General features: G+C 72.0%; 13 protein-coding genes and 1 pseudogene. 3 read left to right on the top strand and 11 right to left on the bottom strand.

Features of this window, described 5'->3' with window-relative positions:
- The first annotated feature begins 22 nt into the window (after window positions 1-22).
- Window positions 23-1,066 carry a hypothetical protein gene (locus tag ACFY16_RS40945; protein ID WP_390652323.1) on the top strand — a complete coding sequence of 348 codons (1,044 nt, stop codon included), beginning with the start codon at window positions 23-25 and terminating at the stop codon, window positions 1,064-1,066.
- Between the two features lie 255 nt (window positions 1,067-1,321).
- On the opposite strand, the gene ACFY16_RS40940 is transcribed toward ACFY16_RS40945, so the two are convergent.
- The 9 genes from ACFY16_RS40940 to ACFY16_RS40900 all read right to left on the bottom strand — a co-directional run bounded on the left by ACFY16_RS40940 (window position 1,322) and on the right by ACFY16_RS40900 (window position 14,414).
- Entirely contained in the window at window positions 1,322-2,587 is a 1,266-nt protein-coding gene (locus ACFY16_RS40940) for a sulfite oxidase (RefSeq protein WP_390652322.1), read from the bottom strand.
- Window positions 2,588-2,990: 403 nt separating this feature from the next.
- Window positions 2,991-4,997, bottom strand: a complete 2,007-nt coding sequence (locus tag ACFY16_RS40935; RefSeq protein WP_390652341.1) for an SWIM zinc finger family protein — start codon at window positions 4,995-4,997, stop codon at window positions 2,991-2,993.
- Between the two features lie 836 nt (window positions 4,998-5,833).
- A complete protein-coding gene (locus tag ACFY16_RS40930) occupies window positions 5,834-8,665 on the bottom strand; it encodes a DEAD/DEAH box helicase (protein ID WP_390652321.1) in 2,832 nt (943 codons plus the stop codon).
- Window positions 8,666-8,765: 100 nt separating this feature from the next.
- Window positions 8,766-9,359 carry a sugar kinase gene (locus ACFY16_RS40925; RefSeq protein WP_390652320.1) on the bottom strand — a complete coding sequence of 198 codons (594 nt, stop codon included), beginning with the start codon at window positions 9,357-9,359 and terminating at the stop codon, window positions 8,766-8,768.
- Window positions 9,356-10,501: an ROK family glucokinase gene (locus ACFY16_RS40920; protein WP_390652319.1), complete on the bottom strand. Its 1,146-nt coding sequence runs from the start codon at window positions 10,499-10,501 to the stop codon at window positions 9,356-9,358. The genes ACFY16_RS40925 and ACFY16_RS40920 overlap by 4 nt, the downstream gene beginning before the upstream one ends.
- A gap of 115 nt (window positions 10,502-10,616) precedes the next feature.
- Window positions 10,617-11,447: an ATP-binding cassette domain-containing protein gene (locus ACFY16_RS40915; protein ID WP_390652340.1), complete on the bottom strand. Its 831-nt coding sequence runs from the start codon at window positions 11,445-11,447 to the stop codon at window positions 10,617-10,619.
- Window positions 11,414-12,442: an ABC transporter permease gene (locus ACFY16_RS40910; protein ID WP_390652318.1), complete on the bottom strand. Its 1,029-nt coding sequence runs from the start codon at window positions 12,440-12,442 to the stop codon at window positions 11,414-11,416. The genes ACFY16_RS40915 and ACFY16_RS40910 overlap by 34 nt, the downstream gene beginning before the upstream one ends.
- The gene (locus ACFY16_RS40905; RefSeq protein ID WP_390652317.1) at window positions 12,439-13,443 is read right to left on the bottom strand and encodes a sugar ABC transporter substrate-binding protein; all 1,005 of its coding nucleotides are present in this window, start codon (window positions 13,441-13,443) and stop codon (window positions 12,439-12,441) included. The genes ACFY16_RS40910 and ACFY16_RS40905 overlap by 4 nt, the downstream gene beginning before the upstream one ends.
- 233 nt (window positions 13,444-13,676) lie before the next feature.
- Window positions 13,677-14,414: a GntR family transcriptional regulator gene (locus tag ACFY16_RS40900; RefSeq protein ID WP_390652339.1), complete on the bottom strand. Its 738-nt coding sequence runs from the start codon at window positions 14,412-14,414 to the stop codon at window positions 13,677-13,679.
- A 129-nt stretch (window positions 14,415-14,543) separates the two neighbouring features.
- On the opposite strand from ACFY16_RS40900, the gene ACFY16_RS40895 reads away from it, so the two are divergent.
- Complete coding sequence (locus ACFY16_RS40895) at window positions 14,544-15,566, top strand: Gfo/Idh/MocA family oxidoreductase (RefSeq protein ID WP_390652316.1); 1,023 nt, start codon at window positions 14,544-14,546, stop codon at window positions 15,564-15,566.
- A 117-nt stretch (window positions 15,567-15,683) separates the two neighbouring features.
- On the opposite strand, the pseudogene ACFY16_RS40890 reads toward ACFY16_RS40895, so the two are convergent.
- A pseudogene (locus ACFY16_RS40890) lies at window positions 15,684-15,806 on the bottom strand (DNA-binding response regulator); the annotation flags it as partial.
- Window positions 15,807-15,918: 112 nt separating this feature from the next.
- Here ACFY16_RS40890 and ACFY16_RS40885 point away from each other — a divergent pair.
- Entirely contained in the window at window positions 15,919-16,146 is a 228-nt protein-coding gene (locus tag ACFY16_RS40885; RefSeq protein WP_390652315.1) for a hypothetical protein, read from the top strand.
- 65 nt (window positions 16,147-16,211) lie between these two features.
- Here the strand turns inward: ACFY16_RS40885 and ACFY16_RS40880 are convergent, their stop codons facing one another.
- Entirely contained in the window at window positions 16,212-16,598 is a 387-nt protein-coding gene (locus tag ACFY16_RS40880) for a ribonuclease domain-containing protein (RefSeq protein WP_390652314.1), read from the bottom strand.
- Between the last annotated feature and the right edge of the window lie 100 nt (window positions 16,599-16,698).

Here is a 16,698-nt window from a genome sequence, read left to right as displayed (position 1 = left end):
GTTCGCGCCAACGGGAGCCTGCATGAGTTTCACCACCCCACCGCGGCCGTTCGACATCACCGCGCTCTTCCCTCAGCTGGCCCCGCTGGCGCGCACGGCGACCCGGCTGCACCCGCGCCCCGGGGCGCCGACGGTGCACGACAGCTCCGTCGGCGGGCCACTCCTGTGGCCCGCCGACGAGCCGTGGCCGTACTGCGACGAGCCGCACGACAGTCGCGCGGCGCCGGTGGTCCACTCACCGGACGACATCCGGCTGCACCGCCGCGTTCGCGCCGCATCGGCCGAGCGGCTGCGCCTCGACCCTCAGGCACCCCAGTGGACCCCGGAGGAACGGGAGACCTTGGAGCGGATCAGCGCGGGCCGCCCGTGGTTCGACGGCCCGATCCCCCTCCTCCCCGTCGCCCAGCTCTACGCCCACGACGTCCCCTTCCCATGCCCGCCCGACGCGGACCTCCTCCAGGTCCTCTGGTGCCCCTTCGACCACAAGGAGACCGCCCACCCCCGAACAGCCCTCTTCTGGCGCTCCTCCGCCACCGTCACCGACGTCCTCGACGCACCGCCCGAGCCGCCGATCGTCCAGCTCGACTACTACCTCCCGGAGCCGTGCCTGTTCTCACCGGAGCAGGTCACCGAATTCCCCAACCCCAGGGAGCTGGACAAGGAGCTCCGGGACCGGCTGGACGACATGAGCCGCTGGGAGACGATCGACCCCGCGCGGTACAACACGTACGCGGACGACCCGGGCGAGCTCTACCTGAACAACCTCTCCACCGCCCCCGGCTGGAAGACCGGCGGCTGGACCCTCTGGGACCGCATGGACCCCGTGCCCCGCCCCTGCCCCGAGTGCGGCACCGAGGAGGTCCCGCTCCTGACCATCGCCTCCTTGGAATGGGACGGCGGCAGCGGGACCTGGATCGCCGAGGAGGACCGGACGAACCCGGCCCCGCCTCCCCTGGGCGCCCAGGACGGCAACTTCACCTTGATCGACATCCTCGGCGGCTACAACCTCCAGCTCCACGTGTGCCCGAAGTCCCCGGGCCATCCCCACATCGAACTGGCCCAATGACCGGTCGCGCAGGACCGAACCTGCCGATGCAGGTCGGTATCTGCGCCACCTTTGCTGCACAGCAGCGGACGCTGTCGCTCCTCGAACCGGCAGTACGGTCCACCCGGACCGTCGGTTCCTCACCGGCGAGCGTCCGCTCGGCGGTCTCGGCCTGACTCGTCTCACTCGCCGCTCCACGCCAACCGCCGATTCCAGGAGCCCGACCGCCGGGCCCCCGGTCCTCACACCGGGCTGCCGCATTTCACCGGCGAGTGCTCACACCACATGCACCGGATGCCGGACCACCGCGTCGAAGAGGTAGCCCTGCGTGTTGACGACCGTGGTGTCCGGCTGGGTGCGGCCCGCGCTGTCGGTGGCCCGCGCCAGCAAGGTGTACGAGCCCGTGGCCGGCGGGCGCCAGTCGGTGGACCAGCGGACCCAGCCGGCGCGCTGCGGGGCGTCATGGAGACGGGCCCTGCGCCAGGTCGTCCCGCCGTCGGTGCTGACGTCGACGCGAACGATCCCGCCGGCACCGGACCACGAGCGGCCGGTGAGGCGGTGCTCGGCGCCCGCGTCGAGGCTCGCGTCCCAGGCCAGCTCCCAGGCGCTCTTGACGGTCTGCCGGGTCAGCGGCGCGCCGCCGTCTTCGGGGTGGGCGGCTCCGAACAGGCGGTAGAAGTCGGTGTTCCAGGGCGAGTAGAGGGGCTGGGCCGACACCTCGATGTCGCCGACCCACTTGATCGAGGCGATGCCGATCCAGGACGGGACGAGGACGCGTACGGGGTAGCCGTGGTCGTACGGCAGCGGTTCGCCGTTCATCTCGTAGGCGAGCAGGACGTCGTCGAGGGCCTTGGACAGCGGCAGCGGGCGCCGGACCCGGCCGAGGTTCGTGCCGTCGGCGGTCACGTAGTCGGGGTCGAGACCGCGGGGCATGACGTCCACGGCGTGCCGGCCCAGTCCGGCCCGGCGCAGTACGTCGGCCAGGCGCACCCCTCGCCAGCGGGCGGTGCCGATCGCGCCGAGCGTCCAGGCCGTGCCGGTGACGGTCTGGCCCTGCTGGCCGGTGAAGAAGCTGCGGCCGTTGCCCGCGCACTCGACGAACGCGGTGCGGGTGACGGCGGGGAACTTCTTCAGGTCGTCGAGGGTGAACTCGACTGGTTTGTCGTGGGTGAGGCCGTCGCCCCAGAGGGTGAGGGTCCAGTCGGCGGCGTCCAGGACCGGGGTGGAGGTGTGGTTGCGGACGAAGAAGTGGTCGACGGGGGTGTGGTAGCCGGTGCCGGCGAGGGAGGCGAACTTGGTCTCGGCGTTGGTGCCGCGGACGGTGAACCAGTCTTCGGGGAGCGGTTTGACGATTCCTCCCGCTGCGGCCGCGGGTGCGGCGAGGGCGGTGGGAACGGCGGCGGTGGCCAGCCCGGCGGCGGCGAGGAGCCGGAGCAGGTCACGCCGGGAGACACCGTCGGCGCGAGCCGCACCGGCGAGCCACTGGCGCAGTCTGCGGCGGTCGTAGGCGGATTCGGGGGTGGGCATCGGAGAGGTGGGCATGGGAGGGCCTGCCTTTCAGAGCTTCTGAGGGCGGGGTTGAGGCGCGTGGGGGGGCCTGAGTCGGGACGCGGTTACGGCGTCACAGCGCGCGAGACGTACGACGCGCAAGAGGCCTGCGGCGCGCGACAGGCGTGCGAGGCACGGTGACGCGTGCGAGGCAGAAGTGGGGAATCAACAACAGCCGCGCGACAGAAGGGCGCGGTACCGCGGGGCAGGGCGGTGGTTGTTGAGGATCACGGGCGACATCGTACGAGGGTACGGGCCGAGTCCGCAGGTGGTTGGGCCATCCGACCATAGGGGCCCGCGGGAACTCCGGGTCCGTCTCCCTGCCCATGACACCGTTCCGACCGTGTTGTGGGCGCCGGTCGGGCGGCGGTCCCGCAGTCGCCAGGAGGCCGGCCGCTCAGAACTCGCCGGTGCCGCCCAGGCCCGTCAGCGCCCCGACCGGGTCGTGGTCGGGGGTGCCGCGGGGCCACCAGTCGTCGTCGCCGGGTTCCGATTCGTAGGCGTACCACAAGCCGTCGCGACCGAAACGGAGTTGGACCTGGCCGTGGGGGTGGGTGAGGCGGTTGCGCGCCGGACGGAAGGCGGGCAGATCGGCGGCGAGGAGGAGCGGGCGGGCGCGGTCGAACCGTCCGGCGGGCGGGTCCCAGGGCTCTTCGAGGACGGCGAGGCCGTCGAGCCCGCCCTGCCGCCAGGCGGCGACCGCACGGGCCAGTTCGGCCGGGGTGCGGCCGGCCGCGGAGGCGAGCGAGGAGTAGAGGGCGCGGGTGCCGGCGGTGAGTCCGGAACCGGGGCGGGCCGCGGCGAGCCGTACCGCGTCCTGCCACAGCGTCAGTTCGCCGGCCTCGTCACGTCCGGTGCTCAGCAGGGCGTAGGCGCGCGCGGCGGCGTCGGTCGCCAGCTGGTCCAGCGCGAACGGGTCGGGGCCGCCCGGCGCCGAGGGGTAGGCGGGGGGCTGCTCGGGATGCGCGGGTACGGGCAACGGGGGTGGGAGTGGCGGAAGGTGGCGGGCTATGAGGGCTTCAGTGGCCCGCACCCCGGGGAGCTGCTGCGGTTCCCTTTCCTGGGCGGCGCGGGCCGCGCGGGCGGCGTTCAGCCGGGACAGGGCGTCGAGCAGCTCGCGTTCGCCGCGGCCGCGCAACAGGAGCAGCACGAACGGGTCGGCGTCCAGTAGGCGGGCGGTCTGGTAACAGAGAGCTGCCGCGTGTTTGCAGGGGTGGCCGCGATCGGGGCAACTGCAGTGCGGTTCGAGGTCACCGGGGCCCGGGAGCAGCCCGACCCCGCAGTCGGCGAGGGACTGGGGCATCTCCCCGTCGAGCAGCGCGGCAATGTGCCCCGGGCGATCGGCGGCGGCATCCAGGAAGCGCTCCCAGTCGGCGTCGTCGAGGGTGCGCAGCCGAACCTGGACGCGGTACGGGCGGGGACGGCTGCCCTGCACGTACGCGAGCACGAGCCCGGGCGTCACCGTGATCGCGTCCACATACCCCTGCTCGGCATAACCCCGCCCACGCGCAAGCCGCTTGACGTCCAACGCGCCCTCCTCCAGCGCGGCGACCCAGGCATTTCCCCACCAACTCTCGGCGAACCGGCTGTCACCGTCAGAGGCGAGGGGTGGGAAGGCGGAGAAGGTTCGGCGCAGGTCGCCGTCGCGGCGGGGAGAGGCCATGGAGGGGGGGACGCGGGGGGTGGCTGGGGGTGTGAGGGATGTGGTGGGTGCGGGGGTTGCGGGGGACGTCCGGCGTGAGTGGGGTGCAGGGGGCGCGAAGGAAGCGGAGGGCGCGAAGGGGGCGGGAGGTGTGGATGTCCCCCGGGGCGTGGAAGAGAGGTGGGGCGCGGGGGCCCTGCGGGCGGGAGGCGCTGTGGGCAGGGAGGAGGGGCCAGCATCGGAGGGGCCCGGGTCCGAGGGATGGGTGGCCGACAGCCCGGCGACCGGGGAATCGGAGCCCGAGAGGCCGAGGGCCGGAGAGTCAGAGTCCGACGGACGGTTGGCCGACAGCCCAGGGACCGAGGAATCGGAGCCCGCGAGGCCGAGGGCCGGTGAGCTGGAGCCCGAGAGGCCGAGGGCCGGAGAGTCAGAGTCCGACGGACGGTTGGCCGACAGCCCAGGGACCGAGGAATCGGAGCCCGCGAGGCCGAGGGCCGGTGAGCTGGAGCCCGAGAGGCCGAGGGCCGGAGAGTCAGAGTCCGACGGACGGTTGGCCGACAGCCCGGCGACCGAGGAATCGGAGCCCGAGAGGCCGCCTTCCGGTGAGCCGGAGTCCGAGAGGCCGCCTTCCGAGGCGCGGCCGAGGTCCGGGGAGCCGGAGTCCGAGGGAGCCGGGGAGTCGGGGTCCAAGGAGACGCCTACGTCCGCAGAGCCGGAGTCCGAGGCGCCGGTGCCCACAGGGGCCGACGCGTCGGACGGCATCCGGAAGGCGTCGGCGAGCATCTCCCGTAGTTCACGGGCCCGGGCAGCGGGGGTGCGACCCTGCGCTTCGCCATGGCGCCGGGAAACAGCGGGCTCGGGCCGGGCGGGCCGGGGCGCGGACTCGGGCCGCGTCTCTCCGGCGTCCGCGCGGGCCTGCCGTGCCTCGGCGCGAGCGGCCCACAACGCCTCGCGGGCGACATCCGCAGGACGCGCGCCTCGCGGATCGGGCTCCCCCTTACCGGCCGTGGCACGGGCGTTCGCCGAACTGTCGGAGGTCCGGTTCAGCGGGTCCGCCGCGTCACGGTCACCGGGACTCCCCGGGCGCGTGGCCTCCGCCGCTTCAGGGCTCCCCGTCGCCCTCTGCCCGTCCCCGGAGTCGGCTGCCCACGTGCTCTCGGGCGGTGCGGATGTGCCCATCCCCGTGCCGCTGTCGGTGCCACTGTCGCTGTCCACGAGCGCGCTCGCGCCGCGGCCGGCGGACACCGCTCGTCGCAGCGCCTCGCGGGCCGCGTCGGCCGGTCCCGCGCGACGGCCGGTGGTCTCCCTGGTCGCCGGGCGTCGTCCCAGGGGCTTCACGGCCCCCGGACGCCCCGTACGGCCCTCACTGTCCGGAAGTTCCGTGCGGTCCGCGCGACCCGACAGGTCTCGACCGTCCCCCCGCTCGGTCCCGGCCGCCGCCAGGTCGCCGCCCCCGTCGCTTCCCCCGCCTCCGCGCTCGCGCTCGCGCGCGGCCCGCAGGGCCCGGCGCGCGGCATCTGCGGGTCGCGCTTCTGCGGACGGCCGCGGTGACTCGTCCGGCGACCGGCCGTCCTCCACCGGTGTCTCCTCCGCGCCCATCACGCCTCCCTCCGCAGCGACACCAGGTCGGTCAGCTCACGGTCCGTCAGTTCCGTGAGGGCCGACTCGCCGGAGCCGAGGATCGCGTCGGCGAGGGCGCGTTTGGACTCCAGCATCTGCGCGATGCGGTCCTCGACCGTGCCCTCGGTGATGAGGCGGTGGACCTGGACCGGCTGGGTCTGGCCGATGCGATAGGCACGGTCGGTGGCCTGTTCCTCGACGGCCGGGTTCCACCAGCGGTCGAAGTGGACTACGTGGCCCGCGCGGGTGAGGTTGAGGCCGGTGCCGGCCGCCTTCAGGGACAGCACGAGGACGGGCGTCGCACCGCTCTGGAAGCGGTCCACCATGCGCTCACGCTCCGGTACGGGTGTACCGCCGTGGAGGAGGTCCATGGGGATCGCGCGGGCGGCGAGATGGGCGGCGATCAGGCGGGCCATGCCGACGTACTGCGTGAAGACGAGCGCCGAGCCGTCCTCGGCCAGCAGGGTGTCCAACAGCTCGTCGAGAAGGGCGAGTTTGCCGGAGCGGGCGGCAAGGTGGTCGCCGGGGGCGGACTCCTCCTTGAGGTAGAGCGCCGGGTGGTCGCAGATCTGCTTCAGGGCGCCCAGCAGCTTCAGTACCAGCCCTCGGCGGGCAATGCCGTCCGCGGTCTCGATGGCGAGCATCGACTCACGCACCACCGCCTCGTAGAGCGCAGCCTGTTCACGGGTGAGCGGGACCGGGTGGTCGGTCTCCGTCTTGGGCGGAAGTTCGGGGACGATGCCGGGGTCGGACTTCTTGCGGCGGAGGAGGAAGGGCCGGACCAGACGGGCCAGCCTGGTCACCGCCTCCTCGTCCTCGCCGTTCTCCACCGCGCGTGCGTGCCGGGCGCGGAAGGACTTCAAGGGGCCCAGGAGTCCGGGTGTCGTCCAGTCCAGCAGGGCCCAGAGTTCGGAGAGGTTGTTCTCGACCGGTGTGCCGGTCAGGGCGACGCGCGCGGGGGACGGGATGGTGCGCAGCGCCTTGGCCGTCGCCGAGTAGGGGTTCTTGACGTGCTGTGCCTCGTCCGCGACGACCATGCCCCACCGCTGCTGGGCCAGCGTCGGTGCCGTCGAGCGCATCGTGCCGTACGTCGTCAGGACGAAGCCGCCTGCCAGGTCGTCGAGGGTGCGGTCCGGGCCGTGGTAGCGGCGGACGGGGACGCCGGGCGCGAACCGGGTGATCTCCCGCTGCCAGTTGCCGAGCAGTGAGGCCGGGCAGACCACCAGGGTGGGTTCGCTGTGGGCGCGCTTGAGGTGCAGGGCGATGAGGGTGATCGTCTTGCCGAGTCCCATGTCGTCGGCGAGGCAGCCGCCGAGACCGAGGCCGGTCATGAGGTCGAGCCAGGCCAGGCCGCGGAGCTGGTAGTCGCGGAGGGTGGCGTGCAGTCCGGCGGGCGGCTCGGCGGGCCGCACTCCGGCCGTCAGGCGGTCGCGCAGAGCCGCGAAGGCGCCGACCGGGACGGCCTCGACCGTCTCGCCGTCGACCTCCGCGCTGCCGGTGAGCGCGACGGACAGTGCGTCGACGGGGTCGAGCAGGCCCAGTTCGCGTCGGCGGGCCTTGCGGACGAGGGCCGGGTCGACCAGCACCCACTGGTCCCGCAGCCGTACGACCGGGCGGTGGGCCTCGGCGAGCGTGTCCATCTCGGGCTCGGTGAGCGGGTCGCCGCCGAGGGCCAGCTGCCAGCGGAACTGGAGCAGGTCCTCGCTCTCGAAGAAGCCGGTACCGTCGGTCGCCGAGCCGGGCGCCGACCGTACGACCGCCGTCGCGGTCAGGTCCTGTGCCAGGTCGCGTGGCCAGTGCACGGCGACCCCCGCCGCCGCGAGCCGGGTGGCCGCGACGCCGAGCAGGTCGCCCAGCTCCTCCTCGGACAGGGCCAGGACGTCGGGTGCGTCCTGCTCGGCGAGCCGGTCCAGCGGCGGCCAGACCCGGGCGGCGCGCCGCACGGCGAGGGCCGCGTCGACGCGCGCGCGTGGCCCGAAGGCCGCGTCCGCCTCGCCCGCCCACAGGGCCGCCGCGTCGGCCACGAGGGTGGGGTCGGCGAGGCTGTGCACCTGGACGATCGCCGCGCCCGCGTTGCGGGCGATGTCGCCGCTGTCGAACAGGTCGGACGCCGACAGGTCCAGGCGCAGCGAGACGCGCACGCCCGCGTCCATGCCGGCGGCGACCTCGGCGGCCCAGTCCTGGGCGTCGGGCAGCCGCTGGGGCCGGCGGTCGGCGAAGGGCTTCCCGGAGGCATGGGGAGCGGCGGGGGTGCGGGGCAGGGTGTCCGCGACCGCGTCCAGGAAGGAGCGCATCAGCGCTTCCGGTTGCGGCAGCCGGAGCGGGCCGGGGCCGGGCAGCGGGACGGCATGACCCTCGTACGGCAGGGCTGCGGCGACCGCCCGTAGATGGGCGATGTCGTCGGGGTCCAGGGGGCCCGCCCGCCAGGCGTCGTGGCCGGTGGGGGTCAGGCCGGGCAGCAGCCGTCCGCGGGCGGCGAGCCGCAGCGCGTGCAGGGCGGCCGCGCCCCAGCAGACGGTGGCGGGGTGGGCGGCGGGGTCGCGGCGGGCGCGCACGAGCAGGGGCAGCGCCTCGCCGACGGGCAGTGCCAGCGCGGGGGCCTGCCTGCGGCGGACCGAGGCGCCGTGGCGTCGTACGACGGTGAGCTCCGTGGGTTCGGCTCCGTCGGCGGGCAGCGGTCCGTCCTGCGGGTCCCAGAAGGCGACGCGTCCGTCGCGCGGGAGGGGCGCGGGCAGGAAGACGGCGGCGAGTCGGAGGGGAACGGCCCCGGACTCCCCCATACGCTCGGCCACCGCGGCCGTGTCGCTCATACGCTCTGTTCGCCTCCCGCCCGTGTGTCGGATCAGACGTCTTCGACTCTACGGGCGGGGTCTGACAATCGGCTCCGGGGACCGGCCGGGCCCCGCCGGATCAGGGAACCGTGCGCGCGACGACGTACACCATGGGGTATATGGGGTTGCCCCAGTTCACGACCACGTCGTGCGTCGGCTGCGGGTTCTTCTGCTCGTGCACGAACCCCCAGTACGGGCCCTGACGGGCACCAGGACCCGCGAACGTCCAGCCGGTGACGTCCTGGTCGCGGTCGCTGATGGCGATGTCGTCCTTCTTCAGCTGCTCCTGGCTGACGCCCAGCTTCTTGAGGAAGGCGTTCAAGCCGACGTTCGTGGTCTGAAACTGCACGTAGAGACGGCTGGTCTTCCAGTTGTTCGTCTCGTAGTACGCGACCTTGTTCGCCGGGTGCGGGACCGGCACCTGGTAGAGGCGGCGCTGCACCCTCGACGGCCAGCCCTCGGTCAGGCCGGTCGCCGAGTACTTCGCCTCCTTGTCCTTGCCGCTGTCGCGGCTCTGGTTGGCGGAGATCACCAGGTAGCCGGCCGGGACACCGATGAGCAGCACGATGATCAGCAGGGTGAGCGCCCGGCGGTGGATCCGGTGACATCGGTCCTCGGCCGGCCGGGCCGGCTCGGACGGGGCTGCGGCCTGGCGGGGCAGCGAGGCGGTCATGCGGTGTCCTGGGTGCGGCGGGACTCCGCGTACCGCTCGTAGCGCTCGTACCGCTCCACCCGGCGCCGCTTGGCGCGGCGGAAGCGACGGGCGACCAGGCGGGCGAGGTCGGCGGCGCCGACCATGCCGGCCTCGGGGCCGAGCTGGGCACGGACGATGCGGGCCTCGGGGCGGTAGCCGCGGCCGGTGAGCTGGCGCTTGAAGGCGTCCCGTGCGGGGCCGATCAGCAGGTCGTCGGCCGCGGAGACGCCGCCGCCGATGACGAAGCAGGAGGGGTCGAGCGCGGCCGCCAGGTTCGCGATGCCGACGCCGAGCCACTGGCCGATGTCCTGGAGCAGCTCGATGCACATGGCGTCGCCCTCGCGGGCCAGCTCGGTGATCATCGGGCCGGTGATCTCGGCGATGTTGCCCTTGACGTGCTCGATGATCCCGTACGCCACCGGGGAGTCGGCCGCGGCCAGCTCCCTGGCCTCCCGGACCAGCGCGTTGCCGGAGCTGTACTGCTCCCAGCAGCCGCGGTTGCCGCACGGGCAGCGGTGGCCGCCGGGCACCACCTGCATATGGCCGAACTCGCCCGCGACACCGTACTTGCCGCGCTTGACCTGGCCGTCCTCCAGGATCGCGCCGCCGATGCCGGTGCCGAGCGTGATCATGACCAGGTGGTCCTCGCCGCGTCCCGCGCCGAAGCGCCACTCCGCCCAGGCGGCGGTGTTGGCGTCGTTGTCGACGAGCACGGGCACCGACAGACGGCCCGAGAGGCGGTCGCGCAGCGGCTCGTTCCGCCAGGAGAGATGGGGGGCGAACAGGACGCGGTTGCGCTCGGCGTCGACCCAGCCGGCCGCGCCGATGCCGACGGCGTGCACGTCGTGCCGGTCGGACAGGTCCAGGACCAGTTCGACGATGGTGTCCTCGACGACCTTCGGGCTCTTGGACTTGTCCGGGGTCTCCGTGCGGAGCTTCTCCAGGATGTTGCCGTCGGCGTCGACGACGCCCGCCATCACCTTCGTACCGCCGATGTCGATGCCGACCGTGGGCACACGAGGTGCGGTGAGGTGCGAGCGGCGCTCGCGTGTGCCCACGGTACGCAGCACGGGGGCGCGGCGGGAGCCGATGGGGGCGCTGAGGTCGCGGTAGGTGCTCATCAGGCCCGATTCTGCCTCACCGCTCCACCCGGTGCCGTACGGGGGAGCAGCGGGGTGTGCGTTGTGGCTGGTCGCGTCCGGACGGCGGAGCCGCGCATCGATATTGCCCCGCGCCCTATGCGCGCTGCAGTTCGTGGCGTAGATCGTCCAGCTCGTTTCCGCCTGCCATCTGGCTTGTCAGCTCGTCCAGAGTGATCCCCTCGCGCGTGTGGTTGCCCACCATCGTGCCGCGCTTCAGAAGCACGAAACGGTCGCCTACCAGGTACGCGTGATGCGGGTTATGGGTGATCAAGACAACACCCAGGCCCTCGTCCCGTGCCGCCGCCACATACTTCAGGACCACGCCCGACTGCTTCACGCCCAGCGCCGCCGTCGGTTCGTCGAGGACCAGGACCTTCGCGCCGAAGTGCACGGCCCGGGCGATCGCCACGCACTGACGTTCGCCGCCGGACAGGGTGCCGATGGGCTGGTCCACGTCGCGGAGGTCGATGCCCATGCGCAGCAGTTCGGCGTGGGTGGTCCTGCGCATGTGCTCGACGTCCATGCGCTTGAAGGGGCCGCTGCCCTTGCGGGGTTCGGAACCGAGGAAGAAGTTGCGCCACACCGGCATGAGTCCCACGACGGCCAGGTCCTGGTAGACGGTGGCGATGCCGCGGTCCAGGGCATCGCGCGGGGAGGACAGGCGGGTGTCCTCACCCTCGATGCGCAGGACGCCTCCGTCGTGGTGATGCAGCCCAGCAATGATCTTGATCAATGTTGATTTGCCCGCACCGTTGTCGCCCAGGACGCAGGTGATCTCGCCCGCGTGCACCTCCAGGGAGACGCCTTCGAGGGCGCGGACGTTGCCGTAGTGCTTGCTGACGTCGGACAGCTCCACGAGCGCCGTACGTTCTGTGGTCTCCGTGGAATGCGTCACTTGGTGGCCTCCGCGCGCTTGCGGACCCAGGCGTTGAGCAGGGTCGCGAGGAGCAGCATCGCTCCGAGGAAGAACTTGAACCAGTCGGGGTTCCACTCGGCGAAGACGATGCCCTTGCTGGTCATGCCGAAGATGAACGCGCCGACCGCCGAGCCGATCGCGCTGCCGTAGCCGCCGGTGATCAGGCAGCCGCCGATGACGGCCGCGATGATGTAGATCAGCTCGTTGCCGACGCCCTCGCCGGACTGGACGACGTCGTAGGAGAAGAGCAGGTGCTGGCCCGAGATCCAGGCGCCGAACGCGACGCCCATGTAGAGGCCGATCTTGGTCTTGTCCACGGGGACACCGACCGCGCGGGCCGCGTCCTCGTTGCCGCCGACCGCGAAGATCCAGTTGCCCGTGCGGGTGCGCAGCAGGATCCAGGAGGCGACGGCGACCAGGCCGAACCACCACAGGATGGTGATCTTGAAGTCGACGCCGCCGAGGGTGAGGGTCGAGGCGAAGACGTCGTGCGCCGTCGGGAAGCCCTCCATGTCGGCGATCGTCTTGGTCGAGACCGTACTGTCGATCAGCTTGGTGAAGCCGAGGTTCATGCCGGTCAGCATCAGAAACGTGCCGAGCGTGATGATGAAGCTCGGCAGGTTGGTGCGGGTGAGCATGAAGCCGTTGAAGGCGCCGATCGCCAGGGTGACGAGCAGGGAGACCCCGACGCCGACCCAGACGTTCGCCGTCATCTGGTAGCTGAACATCGACGAGATCAGCGCGGACGACGTCACCAGGACGCCCGCCGACAGGTCGAACTCGCCGCCGATCATGAGCAGCGCGACCGGGACGGCCATGATGCCGATCGTCGAGGCCGCGTACAGGACCGTGCTGAGACTGGAGGCACGCAGGAAGCTGTCGGCCGCGAACGCGAAGAAGACGAAGACGGCGATCGCGCCGACGACCGAGCCCAGCTCGGGGCGGCCCAGCAGCCTGCGCAGCGGAGAGGTGTGCAGAATCCTTTCGTCAGCCGTCGCGCTCATCGGGTGCCCCGCTTCGTGTACTCCTCCAGCGTGGCGGCCTGGTCCTTGGTGATGATCTGCGGTCCGGTGAACACGGGCTGGCCGCCGCCGAGCATGTTGGCGTTGTACCTGTACAGCCACAGCAGGTCCACGGCCTGGTAGCCCTGGAGGTACGGCTGCTGGTCCACGGCGAAGCCGAGGGTGCCGTCCTTGAGCTCGGCGGCCACCTTGGCGTTGAGGTCGAAGGTGTCGATCTCGGCCTTGCTGCCCGCGTCCTGCCGGGCCTTCACGGCGGTGTCGGCGTACGGCGCGCCGAGGGTGACGACCGTGTCGATCGCTTGGTCGGCCTGGAGCTTGGCGCTGATCGCGGACTGCACGTCCGGCATGTTGGTGCCGTTGACGTAGAGGTTCTCCAGCTCTCCGTCGAAGGTCTTCTTCACTCCGGCGCAACGCTGCTCGTGGCCGACGTTGCCCTGTTCGTGCAGGATGCAGACGGCCTTCTTGCGGCCGCGCTTGTTCAGCTCTTCGCCGACGGCCTCGCCGGCGACGGTCTCGTCCTGGCCGATGTGCGCGAGCGCGCCGAAGGCCTTGGACTCGGCCGAGCCGGAGTTCACGGTGATCACCGGGATGCCGGCCTTCTCCGCCCGGGCGACGGCGGCCTTCATGGCGTCGGGCTTGGCGAGCGTGACGATGATGCCGTCGACCTTCTTGTCCACGGCCGCGTCCACGAGCTGGGCCTGCTGCTGGGCCTCGTCGTCGTGGGAGTACAGGAAGTTGATGTTGTCCTTGACGGCGGCCTGTTCGGCGCCGCTCTGGACGATGTCCCAGAAGGTGTCGCCGTCTCCCGAGTGGGTGATCATCGCGAAGGTCCAGCGGGGTGTGTTCACCGCCGCCTTGCCCTGTGCCGCGGCGGCCTTGCGGGCGTCCTCGGCGCGCTTTCCGCCGGTGCTGCTGCACCCGGCCAGGGAGACGCACAGTGCCCCCGCCAACGCGATCCCTGCCCAGGTCCGAAACCGTGCCACGAGGCGGTGCCCTTCTTGCTGTGTTCAGTGGTACGCAAGGGGCGGGCAGCCTCACCGACGGTGACACCACCTACCCCAAACGCCCCATTATGGAGCACAGGGACCACACGCCTGGTGACCGGGGACCGCAAGACGGTCGCATTGTCCGGACAATGCGACGAACGCGGGCGGGGGACAGACGGGAGACAGGAACCGAGGGCAGGCGGGAGACAGGGACCGAGAACGGGCGCGGTTCAGGGCCGTACGAGCAGCTGGAACTCGAACGAATAGCGGCTCGGCCGGTAGATGTGGTCGCCGAACTCGACCGCGCGGCCGGTGTCGTCGAAGGTCGTGCGCTGCATGGTGAGCAGCGGGGCGCCCTCCGGTTCGGCGAGCCGCTCGGCCTCGGCGGCGGTGGCGGCGCGGGCACCGATGGACTGGCGGGCGCTGTGCAGAGTGATGCCGGCGGCGCGCATCAGGCGGTACAGGCCGGTGGCCTCCAGCTGCGCGGTGTCCAGGTCGAGCAGGCCGGGCGGCAGGTAGTTGCACAGGTACGCCATAGGCTCCCCGTGCGCGAGGCGCAGCCGCTCCACTCGGTGCACCTCGCTGCCCTCGGCCACGGCGAGCGCGGCGGCGACCCCGGCGGAGGCCGGGACGACGGTGTTGACGAGCACCTTGGTCGCCGGGCGCTGTCCGGCCGCCTCCAGGTCGTCGAAGAGGCTGCTGAGCTCCAGCGGGCGCTTGACCTGGCTGTGCACGACCTGCGTACCGACGCCTCGACGGCGCACCAGCAGGCCCTTGTCGACGAGCGACTGGATGGCCTGGCGGACGGTCGGCCGGGACAGGCCGAGCCGTGCGGCGAGCTCGATCTCGTTGCCGAGCAGGCTGCCCGGAGTGAGCGTGCCGTGCTCGATCGCGGCCTCCAACTGCTGGGACAGCTGGAAGTACAACGGCACGGGCGAACTCCGGTCCACACTGAGCTCGAGCTGCACGGGCGGGTCCACATCTGGTTTCGGCACGGGCCGAGCGTAGCCCCGTGGCCGGTTGACGGGAAGTCGTGTAGTTCGATTGTCCGGACATGCACATTGACAGGGTGCCAGGTCTGCCCTCAGTTTGTTCACATGCGCATCGGCGTCATCGGTACGGGTCGCATCGGCACGATCCATGCGAACACACTCAGTCGCCATCGCGAGGTCGGATCGCTGATCCTCACGGACGTCGACCCTGCGCGGGCCCAGGAGCTGGCGAACCGGCTGGGCGAGACGGCGGCGCCGGGGGTTGACGAGATCTTCACCTGGGGCGTGGACGCCGTGGTGATCACTACGGCGACGTCGGCCCATGCCGAACTGATCGGCCGGGCAGCGCGCTCGGGGCTTCCGGTGTTCTGCGAGAAGCCCATCGCCCTCGACCTGCCGGGCACCTTGCAGGCCATCGCCGAGGTCGAGGTGGCGGGTACGGTCCTCCAGATGGGCTTCCAGCGCCGTTTCGACGCGGGCTACGCGGGTGCGCGCGAGGCGGTCCGCTCGGGTCGGCTCGGCCGGCTGCACACGGTCCGCGCCGTGACGTCCGACCAGGCCCCGCCCCCGGCTGCGTGGCTGCCGCTGTCCGGCGGGCTGTACCGGGACACGCTCATCCACGACTTCGACATCCTGCGCTGGGTGACGGGCCACGAGGTGGTGGATGTCTACGCCGCCGGGTCCGACGCCGGTCCCGCGATGTTCCGCGAGGCGGGCGACGTCGACACGGCCGTGGCCGTCCTCACCCTCGACGACGGCACGCTGGCCACCACGACGGCGACGCGGCTGAACGGCGCGGGCTACGACGTCCGCATGGAGCTGGCCGGGGAGCTGGATCAGATCGTGGTCGGCCTGGACGACCGCACGCCGATCGCGTCCACGGAGCCGACCGGGCCGCCTGCCGCGGACAAGCCGTGGACCGGTTTCCTGGAGCGCTTCGGACCCGCGTACGAGGCCGAGCTGTGCGCGTTCGTCGAGGTGGTGCGGGGCGGGTCGGCCAATCCGTGCGACGGTCGCGAGGCCTTGCAGGCCCTCAGGATCGCCGAGGCCTGCGACGTGTCCCGACGGGAGCGCAGAGCGGTGAGTCTGGCGGAGATCCCGGGCGGGGTGGCTTCGGCGTCGCGGTGAGCCGACCCGCCGATCACAGCTCGCCGATCACAGTTCCGCGGGCGGGGTGTCCTTGAGGACGAATCCCACGCCGACGAGCAGGTGCTGCGCGCCCTGCGGGCGGGCGCCGGATGAGGGGCGTCCGCGCGGCCGCTGCGGGACCGTGAGTCCGTGCACCGACGGCATCCGGACGTCCATGAGCACGACGTGGGGGCGGGTGCGGTCGACGAGCGCCTCGACCGCCCCGCCGTCGGCGGCCTCGCGGCACCCCGGACTTTCGGCGCGGCCGGCGGGGCCGGCGGGAGACTTCCGTCGCAGGTGCCTCGCCCCGCGGCCGATGCGTGTGGGGAGTCCGCGGGGCGAGGGGCTGGGCATGAGACAGCTACTGGAGCTACTCGGATTCATCGCCCTGGTGCAGGGCGTCCTGTTCATCGCCCTGGTGCGGGGCGTCCTGGGCCTGGTGCACGAGTTCGCCCCTCGGCATGCGGGTCTCGTGCAGCGGCTGGGCTTCCTCGACGGCTACGAGGTCTACGCGAGCGTCGCGCCGGTCGTGCCGGCGTTCGCGCCGTTCGCGGCCGCGGGGAGCCGGAGGTCCGGCTGAGTGGGGGGTGGACCTCCGGCCGGTCGCGCCGTTCCTGCGTGGTCAACCATGATCGGGCAGTCGGCTCAGCAGCCGTAGTTGATCAGGTTGAAGGTGACGTAGTGGTCCGCGGTGTAGTAGTCCTCGTCGGTCTTCTGCCCGGTCACGATGCGGCGCGCTCCGCGCGTCGACGACCCGGGGGTCTTCACCGTGTACTCGTGGTAGTAGCCGGTCGACTGTGAGGGCAGGACGCCCTCCCGGTTCTGGAAGACCGCCCCGTCCTGCGAGTACGGGAACGGTCCGCCCTGATCGATCAGCTCGAGCGTGTCGTACGCCTGGGACGGCAGCTTGGTGTAGCAGACGCTGCCGACCGCGGCGTGCGCCGTCGTGGCGGAGACGGTGCCGCCGACGAGGAGGGCGGACAGGACGGCGGCCGAGGCGCCGATGCGGGTGATTCGTGGGGGGAATCTCATGCCCTCATGATGACGCGCGTAGACCGTGGCATGTCAATGTCAACCTCACAGATTTTCCCGTCAAGTCCCATGAGTTTTCGGGAAGTTAACCTGCGCCAGC

The organism is Streptomyces sp. NPDC001315 (genome assembly GCF_042896175.1).
Classification (GTDB): Bacteria; Actinomycetota; Actinomycetes; order Streptomycetales; family Streptomycetaceae; genus Streptomyces.
This window is presented reverse-complemented; position numbering and strand designations above follow the sequence as displayed.